The following is a 14,200-nucleotide window of genomic DNA, read 5'->3' on the forward strand; positions in this document are numbered from 1 at the left end:
TCTTTTTTTATTCTGCGGATTTAGATTGCTGAAAAGGAATGAAATTAAGGGTAATTCTGTTGTGTTACATTTGTTTGAATAGCGCGTTTGCATTTCGGCTTACGGGCAATTTATGAGCACTGCCATTGAGTTCGACGATCATTTTTCCCGTTATGTCTCGAGATACGCGGTGAATCGATGAGACTTTGACGATAATTGAGCGGTGTATCTGCCAAAAAGTGTCACTACATAAATTCCTCGAGAGGTTTTTCAGCGGCGTTCGAATAATGTATTCACTGCTCTGTGTCACTACAGTGACGTATTTGTCTTCTGCTTTAAAATACTCGACATCGTCTACATGGATGAGATGGATATCCTCACCTTTCGCTGCTTTTAGCCACGTAAGCGGCGCTTCTTTTTTAACTTGAGTTTGCGACAGTATGTTGATCAACTCTTCACGATTTAACGACTGTTCTTGCTGGCATTCAAGTCGCTCACATGTTTTTAGCAGTCGAGATTCGTCAATTGGCTTAACGAGGTAGTCGACAGCGCCCTGCTCGAAGGCCTCAATCGCGTAGTGGTCGTAGGCTGTAACGAAAATAATACGAGGCAACACATCTAGTTCGTTAATGATGGTGGCGACCTCTAGGCCATTTAGCCCTGGCATTCGAATGTCTAAAAACACGATATCAGGTTTGAGCGCTTTGATTTTTTCAACGGCTTCTATCCCATCTTTGGCACTTGCAACCACTTCAATAGATGAGCTTAGTTCACCCAGTAGCTTGCTCAAATGGTGTCGTAGTAACGGTTCGTCATCAGCAATCACTGCTCGCATTGAATAGAGATCCTTGTCGTGAATCCACCTCTGCTATGAGGAATAAGTTCTAACTTTCCGCCTTCACCATAAAGGGCAGAAAGGCGCTGTCGCACATTTTTCATGCTGAGCCCGTGACCTTTTGATGCGTCGTTGAAACCAATGCCATTATCCGTCACTTCAACCGTTATCCTATTGCCCTCTTTTGAGATGTTAAGTTGAACGTGTCCCCCTTTTATCGAAGGCTCTATTCCGTGGACAACGGCATTTTCAACTGCGGGTTGAATCAAAAAGGGAGGGATAAGCGTTTGTGGCGAAATGGAATCATCAAGTGAAATCGTATAACCCATTCGATCGGAAAGTCGTATTTGTTGGATTGATAAGTAGCTATCTAACAGTCGTAATTCATCGGTTAGAGAAATGGTATCTTTGCGGTGCTGCTTAAGACTTGCACGAAGCAGATCTGTGATTTTTTCGAGTAACATTTTTGCTTTGTGAGAATCGCTATCAATCAATACTTGGATGTTCGCCAAGGTGTTAAACAAGAAATGTGGCTCCATTTGCCCCTGTAGGCTTCTTAATTGACTATTGATCAGTGCTTTTTCTTGCTCAGCTTGTTGTAGCTTAATGTCCTTCAATTGTGACTCTGCTGTGGTCGCTCGCGCTTGCGTAATAAAAAAATAAGCAATACAAAAAGCAATGGCTGTGGTGATAGCAAGAGCAGGGAGAATACTATCTGTTTCTGATAATCCCTTGTAGTAGTTCATCCAAAACAACATGTTTGCACCACCAAAGGGCATACCGACTAAAGTGGCGACAATGACATTTTTCCAATGAGGTCGATTAGGGTAAGTTTTAGCAATGAAATTGTTGGATAAGGTAAAGGTTAAGCAATATCCGAAGGAAATAGCGACATGGTAAAGGTAGGATCCTGCAAATAGAAATTGGGTGAGAAAAGCAACAATAAAGCATAGAACAACGGTGTATGAAATATTAGATAAATTGATAACTTTGTATGTTGGATTATTGTCCATTTGTCGGTGCCTCTTGAGTCATAGTCGATGTTAATTTTTATCAAGGCAATTCGAAACATCTATATAGATGAATAAGAGTGATAAGTGTCGCGGAAACTAAAATTATTTGGTTTCAATCATTCGGAACCGAAAATGGATGCATGTTGAAACATTCATAAAAAATAGGCGCAGCAAAAAATATGCGCGCCTTTCGATAAGGTATTTCGGATGCACAGTGGCTTTTCCGTCATGTTTGGGAAAACAGTTTGGAAAAACAACCAACACAAGCACGTTAACTAAAACTGTGTTTGTCGTCAGTATGATGAGATAAGCGTCATTATGACGCGATAAGTGGTTTTAAACTGGAGTAAACGGCGAGGATACTCATTTTCCATTCGATGTGCTTGACGAAGAGTGTACAGAAATAACATCAGATTGAGTGCCGTTTCCGCCTTTTCGTTCTGCATCAAGGCGCATCATTTCACTGGTATTGAACATATGTTGAGGATTAATGCGATCTTCGGTACTTTCGAGTGAAGATAAGCCAATACTCAGAGTTAAAGCCCCTGTTTGGGACAGCATAAATGGAAGGCTTTTGTGTTTCAGTCCACTATGAAGTTTTTGGCACACTACCTGAGAGTTGTCTCGTGTTGTATGTGGCAAAATGATCGCAAACTTTGCGTTGTGAAGGAAAGCTAGAACATCAGAGGAGCGCTGGCAAGTGTCTTTGATAATTTGACCAATGACCATCAATTGCTTGTCTGCATCTTCTTGCCCTTGCGTATTTACGTACGCATCAAATTGGTCAACAGAAATGAGCAATAGGCTCAAGGGCGTTTTGTAGCGACTGGCTCGGCGTAACTCTTTGTCCAACATATCATTGAAATGACGAGTATTTCCTAATCCGGTTAGCTCATCTACGATATTGACTTCTTCTAACTGATGGGTAACGTCATCAAGTGCTTCTTGGTTTAGGTCTAACGCCTGATTAAGTTCGACGTTTTCATCGCTCATCTGATGTATAGTTTCTGTTTGGCGTCTTGCGAGTAATACAAAGGCAAGTACCATCGAACTGAGCCCAAACACGATGACAAGGGTAGTCAGCGCTTCCGTTTTATATTCTTGCCAAATGGGGGCTTGGTAGTTTATGAACCGAGAACCTTCTGGCAGCATCGTTGAGTCAATTTGATGCTTTTCAACAGCTTCCAAATCAAAAAACAGTGATGCAGGTGCAACCTGATCGGCAGGCAAGGGCGCATCAATGTCTTGATTAAGCACTTGTAAGGCGAGCTGTGCTGCCGCTTTACCTTGACTGAAACCTGTTACGATTTGTCCTCCTACGGGACCATGACCTATGTGGGAGTGCCAAAAAGAATAAACAGGTAATGGTGTTACAGAAGCTAGCAGGCGTGCAGTTTCTGCTGGGCTGTATAGGCTACCGTCCATTTTGGGAATAGTATTACTTAGTGCGAAGATGATTGTGTTGGCTGATAGGTGGCTTAGTGATTCATCAAGTTCATCTAGGGGTTTATCGAGATAGATTTCAGTGTTTATTTTCGTTGAAAGTGTAGGGAGAACATTATCCTTAATGACATCAACCATATGTTGGTTGTGCCCCTCGCGCTCAGAGCCAATAAACGCGATGCTATCAGCGTCTGGGTGAAGCGTTAGGGCGACGTCAATGGCATTGAGGTAATCCGTAAATTCCGAAATACCAGTGATACGTGGGCCATTATCCATTGTCTCGGTTGAAGAGTCGGTAAGTGCGGTATAGATAATAGGTTGTCGTGGAAACAAAGTGTTTTGATGCGTCAATGCAAATTCAATAGCGGGCTTGTCTGAAGTGATAACGAGATCAATCGCTTCGTTAACATTCTTCAACGCAAGAATATCGGCAAGTTTGTCTTTAATCGGGACGGCATCGTGGCGAAGCGTATCAAGGTATACGACAGAAAGCTCGATTGGCTGCCCAGAAGCGGAGAGCGTTTCTCTCAAACCATTTTCGACCTCGTCACTCCATCCATACCCTCGATGGAATGAATTGATGAACAGTATTTTCTTGGCACTTGTTTCTGCTGAGACGGGCGATGATGAAAGAGAAACGGCGCTTGCTGAAAGCAGAAAAATCATCACGATACTTGCAAATTGAATATTGAAACATCGAGCGATTAGGGCTGTGACCGTAAATAGAAAGCGTTTGCTCATAGCGTTCTCATCTGCTTTTTTGTCATATTTAGTGATCGTCTGACTCATAAGTGAGCCGATTAGCTTGTAAGTGTAGTTACATTTTCAGCTGTTAAGTCAAACAAATAGCAAGTTTTGAGATGTGTGAACAGTTAGCATTTTTTAGGGCAATGACTGGTAGTGTTAATGACAATGATTGTTCTGAGTCATCATTCGCTTTCTCAGTAGCCGATTTTTTATGACAAGTCTGTGACTCAATTCGCTGTTTGCTTGAAGTAATGGAGCAATCTCTGTACTCTTGCGGCGTTTTGTATTCATAGCTCAGGATTGTAATCACTTTGATTAGTACAGCGAATATCACCCAGCAATTTGGCGCCAAGCCCCTTTTCGAAAACATTTCGGTTAAGTTTGGCGATGGCAATCGTTACGGCCTTATCGGTGCAAATGGTTGCGGAAAATCAACCTTCATGAAAATCCTGAGCGGTGAGCTGGAGCCAAGCGGCGGTAACGTGAGCGTTGATCCTAATGAACGTGTTGCCAAGCTAAACCAGAACCAGTTCGCATACGAAGAATATTCGGTGATTGATACCGTTATCATGGGCCACAAAGAGCTGTGGAACGTGAAACAAGAACGTGATCGCATTTATGCGCTCCCAGATATGAGCGAAGACGATGGTATGCGTGTTGCTGATCTGGAAGTGGAGTTTGCTGAAATGGATGGCTACATGGCAGAGTCAAAAGCAGGTGAACTGCTTCTTGCCGTGGGTATTCCATTGGAACAGCATTACGGCTTGATGAGCAGCGTTGCTCCAGGTTGGAAATTACGTGTTCTTCTGGCTCAGGTGCTTTTTGCTGATCCAGATATCATGCTGCTTGATGAACCAACGAACAACTTGGATATCGACACTATCCGTTGGTTGGAAGATACGTTGAATGAACGTAACTGCACCATGATCATTATCTCGCACGACCGTCACTTCCTAAACTCAGTGTGTACACACATGGCGGATTTGGATTACGGTGAATTGCGCGTATATCCAGGTAACTACGATGAGTACATGACAGCGGCCTCTCAAGCCCGTGACCGTTTGCTGACTGACAACGCGAAGAAGAAAGCACAGATTGCTGAATTGCAAACCTTCGTTGCTCGTTTTTCTGCTAACGCCTCAAAAGCAAAGCAGGCGACATCTCGTGCGAAGCAGATTGATAAGATCAAGCTTGATGAAGTGAAAGCGTCTAGCCGTCAAACGCCGTTTATTCGTTTTGAGCAATCAAAAGAGCTGTTCCGTAACGCGCTTGAAGTTGAAAACTTGAGCCAAGGTTTTGACCATGACTTGTTCTCGAATTTCTCTGGTATTTTTGAAGTGGGCGAGCGTATCGCGATCATCGGTGAAAACGGCGTGGGTAAAACGACGCTGCTCAACACCCTTGCTGGTGTGCTAGAGCCGCGTACCGGTTTTTACAAATGGTCAGAAAATACGAATCTTGGCTACTATGCACAGGATCACGCATCGGATTTCGAAGAAGATTTGAAACTGATGGATTGGATGGGTCAGTGGCGTCAGGAAGGTGAAGACGAGCAAGTTGTCCGTGGCTTCCTTGGTCGCATGCTGTTCTCACAAGATGATATTAAAAAGTCTGTGAAGGTTCTGTCTGGTGGCGAGCAAGGCCGTATGTTGCTTGGTAAGCTAATGATGCACAAGCCAAACATGTTGTTACTTGATGAACCAACCAACCACATGGACATGGAATCGATCGAAGCATTGAACACAGCCTTAGAGCAGTTCAAAGGCACCTTGTTCTTCGCTTCGCATGACCGTATTTTTGTTGATTCGTTAGCGACTCGCATCATTGAAATCAGAGATAACAAAATCACTGACTTCAAAGGCACCTACGCTGAATTCCTTAAGTCTCGCGGTGTTGATCACTAGTCGAGCTTAATACCGATCCGATTGGTATTAGTTAAAAAACACCCGCTAAGGCGGGTGTTTTTGTTTGCGTTTGTAGTTGGGTCAACAAAGTCAGTTACGCAGCCTGAACGTTTGGGTTGCGCACTGCGGCGGGTTTGGAGTGGCCGTACTCATTCACTGCCATGACGCGTTTTGTCATTCTCGGGTGACTTGAGCCAACCTCTTGAATAAAACCAAAGCCTGAAGGAACGCGATTCTCTTGTTCGATGAAGGCCACTTTATCTGTTAAATCAAACAAACTTGCACTACCTGATGCTAAAGCAATGAGTGCATCAATACTCGCTTTTTGATTTTTGACCAGTTCGGCAGCAATACGATCGGACGTTAGCTCGCAAGAGCGATTATAGGCTGCACCAAGGAATGGTATTAACTTTGCTGGTTTCATGATTAGATTGGTCCAGAAATTCATGTGTCCAGCAGCGTGATGTGCGAGTTCATGTGCGATGACAAATCGCAATTGGTCTTCTTTGTTATCTTTTTGCCACAATAAGTCGACCAAATCACTGTACAGTAGAACGTATTTCCCCGATAGAAACTTAATGGCTAACGCATTTGTCATACCTTGGGAGTTAACAACAAATATTTCAGGTTGTTTTTTTAGGTCAAGAGAAGCAGTAAATTCCTTAGCAATTGTGTCTATAGCTGGATATTGTTTGCTGTTTACGTTTACAGCATTTCCATAAACACTGACTTGGAAAAATTTTTCTGCAATCCACAATGAAATTGCAATGGGAATGAGAAAAATTAGAACGAAGAAATAAGTTCCAAGTAGAAGGGCTAACCAAATGAGTGATCCCACGATCAAACATATCGTCCGGTAAAGTGCTTCTTTGGGGTGTCGAATTTCTGAAATATTCATTGGTTAATGACCTAGTCCTTTAATAATAATTTCGCAGGACTATATGTGATTAATAAATGCTCAGACAAAGCATTTAAATGAGGTAAATTAATTTGTGTGAACCGACACGATATCACTTGCAATAACATATAAATCAATATGCACAAATGTGTGTGTAAACCCGAGGGAGGACTATTTATTGAATTTTTCTGATGTTCTACTTTAGGACCCATTCCCCAGCGTAGTTATCGTAATCAAAAAAGATAACATGAGTAAGGCTTCACTGGATTTTCCGCTGAAATCCAACCACCCTCATGTTGATTAACTATATGTACTGAACGGGCCTATATAAGTACGTTATTTACCCCCTCCCAAAAACAAAATTGAAAAGCCAGTTTTTGAAAAGGGGGAAAAAATTAACGTTTAACGACCGTTTTATCGACCAAAGCTTCAAACGCCTCAATGCGTTTTTCTGCGATTGAGATACTTTGCTGCCAGAAATCCGGTTGTTCTAAGTTGGCCCCGAGATGCTTAAGCGCGACTTCTTCTGCGCTCATTCTGCCCGTGTCTTTGAGCAGCGATTTGTAGTCTTCATAAAAGCGTTCGCCTTTACTGTTTCGCTGTGCGTAAACACCCGTGCTGAACAGATACCCAAACAAGTAGGGGTAGTTATAAAAGCTGATTTCAGCGATGCTGAAATGAAGCTTACTCGCCCAAAACAAATCATTCGGCTCAGACATAGCGTCGCCATACCACTGCTTCCATGTGTCGGACATTAGGTTGCGTAATTGTCGTGGCGTGAGTTCACCTTCAAGTCGCTGCTGATAAAAGGCTCGCTCGAATTCAAAGCGCACCGGAATGTTAAGCATCAGCGCGACGGCTGTTTGGGCTTCTTCCCAAAGCATCAGTAGCTTGTCGCTGTCACTCTCGGCTTCTTCCAACAACGCGTCACGCACCACGTTCTCAGCGAAAATTGACGCTGTTTCTGCCAATGTCATTGGGTAATCCGTTTCCACCATTGGCATGTCTTTCATCACCCAATTATGGAAAGCATGACCAAGTTCATGTGCAAGCGTCAGCACGTCAGACATACTGCCGCCGTAACTCATAAACACTAATGGGGTACGTGTTTTCGCGATTTTCGTGCAGAAAGCACCCATGACTTTATTGGGCTGAGGCGCAGCATCGATCAAGCGTTGCTCTACCATCATATCCACGAACTCTGCCATTTCAGGGTTAACAGAGTCGAAAGCACGACGAATGATGACGATAGCTTGTTCAAACGTGTAGTTGGTCGATACTTTGGCTTCCAAAGAAGGCATTGCTGCCATTTCATCCCACGGAGCCAAGGTATCGTTACCAAACATTTTGGCCATGCTCTTAGCGGCTCGGCGGGATAGCGCTTTATGCTTCTCCGTGATGCCCATCATGGCTTCAAGCGTTTTTTTCTCAATGCGACTTTCTTCTAGCGCTGGCGAAAGGAAATGAAGCGGTTTGGTGTGGCTGCGTTTCTCATATTCAGCTAAACGTCCACCTGCCAGTGCATTGAGAATGGCAGCAAACGTGATTTCTTGTTTTTCCATCGCTTGATGAATAGCACGCCATGCAGGTTCACGGCGATAAGTGTCTCCACCATATAACAGGCTGGCTGCCTGAGATAATCCCATGGTTTCTTCGCTGCCATCGGGGAATGTCAGCACCACCTTGGCTGTACCAGTGATGGCGTCGTAGAGTCTTCCCCATGCATTTCGCCCATCGACTTGCGTAGCAGCTAAGAGTTGTTCTTCAGGCACTGACAAGCGATAGACGCGGTGTTGACGCATACGGGAAAAGCGAAACGCATGGCGGTCGTAGCTTCCAGTTTCATCATTGCCAGACATGACGGCATCAAAAAATACAGGGTCACAGCCCGCAAGCTGACTTTCGAAAGGGCTGAATGCTTGTGTCAGTGTGGATTGCATCACATCGGTTTTAATCACCAACGCTTTTGCTGCCTCGTTTGTTGCATCGACAGCAGACTGACAAGCGGCGTAATTTGATACGGACTGAATGAGGATATGGATGTCGTCGTAAAGGCTTAATGCTCGCTGGCAGTCTTCAACATTGTCGATAGATAAGTGCGCGAGAGCATCTAAATTCTGCTTGCTGAGAAGTAAGTCGTTATTAATTTCTGGATCTTGAAGGCTTTGGTAAACAAATGAAAAATCCCAACTTGGCGCTGACATTCCGTCTTCCTCTTGCTTGCTAGTGTGAGGTAACCATAGCGCAATACAGAGGGTGAACGTAACTGTGGCGGTACAACACCAAGCTGGAAGTGATGACTGCTTCGAAATTTTCCACAGCAGTCATTGGTACCCGAGCATCTTGACGTTGCTGGGGAAGTCAGATCATGCGTTCTCTTGAGCGCTGGTATTTTCTTCAGCACCTGAGTTTTCTGAGGTTGATGCTTGCGCTTCTTCCACTGCTTGTGCTTCTAATGCCAGCTTCTCACGATCGGCTTTTGAAACGTATTTTGGCTTGTTAGAAGTGTGCAATTTGGCCTTTTGCTTCTTCTCACGTTTCTTTAGCGTTTGAATGATTTTCTTTTTTCTGTTCATTAGGAATGACCGTCAATTTTTCGAGGGGGGATTGTAAGGACAAATAGCACATAGACTCAAGCACAAACACCGAACATCACGCTATTAGTGCAAATAAACAGCAATTGAATCCCGCCTCACTCATTCACACGCTCAATGGTTTCGGGTTTTTATACAAGTGATCTGTTTCGCATTCTTTGGGTTGTAACTAGATGTTAACTGTGCTGACTTTGCGCTGACAAATGGCTGTTAATTGCCTGTTATTTGCTCGCCGTTCACGGATGTTTCTTGCGCTTTTAAAATGGAAAATTCGCTGTATACTTCGCCAACTTTTTGAACTCATAGTGTGTAAAACAATGAAAAAAATTGCTATTAAAGCTATTGCAGCTGTTGTGCTGGCTTCATCTTTAACGGGTTGTATTGGCCAAATGGCAACCTCAGGTATGGTTATGAAAATGAACCTGACTGCTGTTGACAACCGTTATGCTCGCGCGGGTCTGTACTTGCTGATGAGCCCAGTTTACGGTATTGCAGCGACTGCTGACCTTTTCATTTTCAACTCTATTGAGTTTTGGACAGGTACTAACCCAATTTCAGGTAAGTCGCCGGCAGTTGCAGACATGCCTGCTGATGCAATTTTCAGAATCAACCAAAAGCTGGATAAAGATCTGACAACTGCACCGATCAAAATCTCTTCTGCTGATGTTAAGCAAGTAAACGATCAATCTATCGAAATGTCAGTTGCTTACGCAGACGGTACCACTCAAGTACTGCGCGGCGAGAAAGACGGTGAAATGGTGAATTTCTACTTGAATGAAGAGTTCATCACCACTGTGTCTGTTGAAGAATTGAATGAGTACGCGGCAAACCGCGTATAATTAGTTTTAATTCGATACATAGAGCCTCGTCCTTATTGGACGAGGCTTTGCTATTTAGGAACGTTAAACGACGAAGGGATGCCGAAATAGAGTAGACAGCATTATGATTAAAATTCTATCCACTGTTCCTCCACTGGCTTCGCTATCGGTAGCGATTCTATTCGAAATCATTGCTACATCTATGATGCCAAAAACGCAGTCTTTCACTCATCCAGTGATCACTGCTGTCGTCTTGTCGTGCTACGCCATATCGTTTTATCTTCTCTCCATTACCGTTAAAACGATGCCACTAGGCATTGCTTACGCAATTTGGAGTGCTGCAGGTATTGTGCTGGTGTCCTTAGTGGCATGGTTATGGCACGGTCAACAACTTGATCTTGCCGCTATGCTCGGTATGTCGTTGATTATTATTGGCGTTGTGGTAATTAATTTATTTTCGACCGTTGCACATTAACTTTCGCACGATATGAAGGTTGCCCTTGGGCGCTGAAAAGCGTCTTTTACACTGCGGCATCCTGCTAGTTAAGTTAAGTTAGGTTTGATTGCTGTGTCTTTCAAGCGATAGCATCAAAGCACGAGTTATAAAACGCAAGTAATGAAGAGAGCGATTTCAATAGAGAGCTTTCAAGTTTTGGTTTTTAGTGCGAGGTTTCTCGCTTCGTCAAAAAGGTTATCGAAGTCATAATCTCCGTCGACATCCACCCATGATACTCCCACGTTGTAATCAAGCGTATATGAAAGCCGATTTTCAACGGCATACCTATCCACTCTTTCTTTGAAGCGATCCAAGATATCTCGTGTATTTGCGATGGAAGTGTTGGTGAGAAGTACGGAAAATTTGTCGCTCGCTAGGCGAGACAGCACATCTGAATCGCGAAAGCCAAAGGTCAAAAGTTCTGCAAAAATCATGAGAGCATGGTCTCCTTCACGATTGCCTTGCATTGTGTTGATTTGTTTCACATCCCTCACATCAAAGTAGGCTAAGGCCGCTGGGGCTCCCAAGCGCTCACACATATTGAGACTGTTTTGAGAGAGAACCCGAAACCCATTAGCATTCAGAAGACCGGTTAACTGATCCTGAGTGGTTAAGAGAATGGCGTGTAATTCACTTTGAACTAATTCGGCAATGTCTTTCAAGCATTTAAGGTCTTCCGCGTCAAAGCCCCTAGGTTCATCATCCATGATCGAGAGTGTACCGATGATGGCGCCATTGACATGCTTAACAGGGTATCCTGCATAGAATTGGATATTGGGCTCAGATGTCACTAAGGGATTATCGTGAAATCGTGTGTCGTTGGCTGCGTGATTTACCACGAGCGGTTCAGAATTCAATATGGTGTGGGCGCAGAAAGAGATGTCACGTGGAATGGTTCGATCAAGCGGGCCAATACAGGATTTAGCCCACTGACGGTCGCTGTCGATAAAGCTAATGGCTGCCACTTTGGTAGCAAACATTTGTCTCGCAAGCCGGCATAGTCTGTCAAATCTCTCATCATCTGCTGTATCTACAATATTGAGGCTATGTAATGACTTGAGTCTGAGCGCTTCATCTGCAGGCAATGCTGGCTTTTTCATGAGCAATCCAATGCATGGGTGATTTCATTACTATAGCCTATACCCAAGCTACTTGAAGATGCTGGAGTCAGGTTGATTCGGTATAAGGAATAGGATACCCAAACCCACTGACTCTGCGGTTGCTATTTGAATAAGTGGCTCTGGGTATCAAGATGTTGCGTTAAGCGTGTACCAAAGATGTATCTGTCAGGTCTCGTTGGTCATTTATGTGTGCTTGGCTCGCATGTTGTAAAGACGAATGTTCTTGTTTTCCTGTGAACGTTCCAACAAGACCATCTAGTTCATTGGCCAATTGTTCGATTGTGGTCGCTGAATGACTGGATTTTTGAGCGGCAGATGCGGTTTCTCCAGCAAGTTCTGCGATGATCACAATGTTACGATCAACGCTGTCTGTCACCGTGGTTTGTTCTTCTGATGCAGTGGCGATTTGCATATTTTGCCCTGCAATATCTTCGATTTGCTCTACCATTGCACTCATCACTGCGGCACCTTCACGTGCTTGATTGACACTGATTGTGGCCATCTCGCTACTTTCATTCATGACGGAAACGCTATGGCGAATTCCGCCTTGTAACTGCTCTATGATCTTTGTGATTTCATCGGTAGATTGATGGGTTTTCATGGCAAGTTCTCGCACTTGATCCGCAACAACGGCAAAGCCTCGCCCTTGGTCGCCAGCACGTGCTGCTTCTATCGCCGCGTTTAAAGCCAATAGGTTTGTCTGTTCAGTAATGGATCGAATTACGTCGATCACAGAGCCGATATCTTCACTGTCATCATTTAAGCGCTGCATGTTGTCGCTGGCACTTCTCATACTTTCAGAAAGTTGTGTGGCTTTTACTGAGGTTTCACTGTTCACCTCACGTCCTGTAGTGGCTGATGATTGTAACTCTTGAGCCACACTGGCGGCTCGCGCCACACTTTGAGCAATTTCACGACTCGTTGCTGTCATTTCGTTCATGGCTGTTGAAACTGAATCTGATTCAGCACGTTGCTTCTCTGCGTTGTTGGCGGTGGATCCGGCCATGACACGACTGTGTCGAGCATTTGATGACAGCTCGGTAGAAATGGCGGATATCTTTTCCATTGTGTGTTGTAGGCTCGTGATGAATTGATTGAAATGAGAGGCGAGTTGAGACAATTCGTCGTTTCCTGGGAGTTTCATACGTACATTAAGTGAACTGTTTCCTTTGGCAATGTTCGCCATAAGATGATTTGCCACCGCAATTTTTTGTGTGACGTGGCGGATAATCAAAATCAGTGACAAGCATACGATGACTGCCAGTGAGCCACCGATGAGAGTGAGTGTATTTGTGATTTGATGTTCGCGTTGGTCAATGGCGTGAATCAGCTCTTCACTCAATGATTTCATTTGCGTTTCTGTTTCTTGCACTGTGGCTCTCAAGCTTCCGTGTAACCCTTGTTTTGGGCTAAGGCCAATTTTCTTCAAACTCTCCGCTAACGAGTTAAATGCTTGATGGTAATCATTCAGCGAGGTGGTCATCAGGAGACGATCACTTGTTGGGATTTCGCGTTTAGTAAGAGCAAGACCTAAAGTCGAAAATAGTGCATTGAACTCGTCGATATACCTTTCATCTGCACGTAGGAGGAAATCTTTTTCATGGCGACGGAGCATAAGCAGCATTCGGTAAATGGTGTCGTCTTGGGCGTGTTGTATTGCTTGTTCAACTCTATGTGATGCTGTGCGGGTAGCCCCTTTAAGCCCGGTATCATGTTCCACACCAACCTTGACACGTTGGGTCACCAAAGAATCGAAGTCCCGTTGATAATTACTCAGTTTGGACAGCATGTTTCTGATTGCTTCTCGTCCAGGCATATCCAAGGCCGTTAGTTTGTCTAATGCGTTGGAGAGCCTCCCTCTAATCGCATTGTATTCTTTATCAAATTTGTCTTTATATTTAACGTCACTACGAGCCATAAAGTCTTTTTCGTGGCGGCGTAACATCAGCACGGAGGTTTGGCTTTTTAGAATGTCGACAGAAGCGCTATCGAGCGTACTTAGCTCTTTGAATGAAAGCTGAAACGTGATGGCAAACACGAAAACGGATGCCAAAATCAGAAGGACAATACTGCTCAACTGTGCCTTGATGGTTTGAGGGATGGGCTTACGCATGTTCTCTCCTATGAATCATTGATTGCGCATTGATAGCTACCGCTTCGATGACCACTGCTTCAATATCACGCTGTTGAATACGCTTGTCTGTACATTTTCTGTCTTAAATGTAGGACATAAATATGATGCGTCACGAAAAATGTTGCAAAAATATTACAGGGCCACTTTTAATTGCGATGCATTGTTATTTTTCTGCGAATGTTGAGTGCGCTCTGTAGCGTTTAGTTGATTCAACGTGG

11 protein-coding genes are annotated in these 14,200 nt (G+C 44.0%); 3 read left to right on the forward strand and 8 right to left on the reverse strand.

Annotated elements, in window-relative coordinates; genetic code table 11:
* Window positions 1-64: 64 nt before the first annotated feature.
* The 3 genes from L4D06_RS13230 to L4D06_RS13240 form a co-directional block, all read right to left on the reverse strand.
* Complete coding sequence (locus tag L4D06_RS13230; RefSeq protein WP_429739865.1) at window positions 65-814, reverse strand: LytR/AlgR family response regulator transcription factor; 750 nt, start codon at window positions 812-814, stop codon at window positions 65-67.
* A complete protein-coding gene (locus L4D06_RS13235; protein WP_274164833.1) occupies window positions 802-1,827 on the reverse strand; it encodes a sensor histidine kinase in 1,026 nt (341 codons plus the stop codon). The genes L4D06_RS13230 and L4D06_RS13235 overlap by 13 nt, the downstream gene beginning before the upstream one ends.
* Before the next feature lie 363 nt (window positions 1,828-2,190).
* Window positions 2,191-4,011 carry a diguanylate cyclase domain-containing protein gene (locus L4D06_RS13240; protein ID WP_429739866.1) on the reverse strand — a complete coding sequence of 607 codons (1,821 nt, stop codon included), beginning with the start codon at window positions 4,009-4,011 and terminating at the stop codon, window positions 2,191-2,193.
* A 317-nt stretch (window positions 4,012-4,328) separates the two neighbouring features.
* Here L4D06_RS13240 and L4D06_RS13245 point away from each other — a divergent pair, with 317 nt between their 5' ends.
* A complete protein-coding gene (locus L4D06_RS13245; protein ID WP_274164831.1) occupies window positions 4,329-5,921 on the forward strand; it encodes an ABC-F family ATPase in 1,593 nt (530 codons plus the stop codon).
* Between the two features lie 94 nt (window positions 5,922-6,015).
* Here the strand turns inward: L4D06_RS13245 and L4D06_RS13250 are convergent, their stop codons facing one another.
* The 3 genes from L4D06_RS13250 to L4D06_RS13260 form a co-directional block, all read right to left on the reverse strand.
* Window positions 6,016-6,819, reverse strand: a complete 804-nt coding sequence (locus L4D06_RS13250; protein ID WP_429739869.1) for a M48 family metallopeptidase — start codon at window positions 6,817-6,819, stop codon at window positions 6,016-6,018.
* Window positions 6,820-7,214: 395 nt separating this feature from the next.
* The gene (locus L4D06_RS13255) at window positions 7,215-9,023 is read right to left on the reverse strand and encodes a M3 family oligoendopeptidase (protein WP_429739871.1); all 1,809 of its coding nucleotides are present in this window, start codon (window positions 9,021-9,023) and stop codon (window positions 7,215-7,217) included.
* Window positions 9,024-9,185: 162 nt separating this feature from the next.
* Entirely contained in the window at window positions 9,186-9,395 is a 210-nt protein-coding gene (locus L4D06_RS13260) for a DUF2986 domain-containing protein (RefSeq protein WP_429739873.1), read from the reverse strand.
* 335 nt (window positions 9,396-9,730) lie between these two features.
* On the opposite strand from L4D06_RS13260, the gene L4D06_RS13265 reads away from it, so the two are divergent.
* Window positions 9,731-10,252, forward strand: a complete 522-nt coding sequence (locus L4D06_RS13265) for a DUF3332 domain-containing protein (protein ID WP_274164827.1) — start codon at window positions 9,731-9,733, stop codon at window positions 10,250-10,252.
* Window positions 10,253-10,355: 103 nt separating this feature from the next.
* Complete coding sequence (locus L4D06_RS13270) at window positions 10,356-10,706, forward strand: DMT family transporter (RefSeq protein WP_274164826.1); 351 nt, start codon at window positions 10,356-10,358, stop codon at window positions 10,704-10,706.
* A gap of 170 nt (window positions 10,707-10,876) precedes the next feature.
* Here the strand turns inward: L4D06_RS13270 and L4D06_RS13275 are convergent, their stop codons facing one another.
* Together L4D06_RS13275 and L4D06_RS13280 are read right to left on the reverse strand one after the other, a co-directional pair.
* Window positions 10,877-11,827, reverse strand: a complete 951-nt coding sequence (locus tag L4D06_RS13275; protein WP_429739876.1) for a sensor domain-containing diguanylate cyclase — start codon at window positions 11,825-11,827, stop codon at window positions 10,877-10,879.
* 160 nt (window positions 11,828-11,987) lie between these two features.
* Window positions 11,988-13,961, reverse strand: coding sequence for a methyl-accepting chemotaxis protein (locus L4D06_RS13280; protein ID WP_429739878.1), 1,974 nt, complete (start codon window positions 13,959-13,961; stop codon window positions 11,988-11,990).
* Window positions 13,962-14,200 lie beyond the last annotated feature (239 nt).

Source organism: Enterovibrio makurazakiensis, assembly GCF_050336585.1.
In the GTDB taxonomy this organism is placed as follows: domain Bacteria; phylum Pseudomonadota; class Gammaproteobacteria; order Enterobacterales; family Vibrionaceae; genus Enterovibrio; species Enterovibrio gelatinilyticus.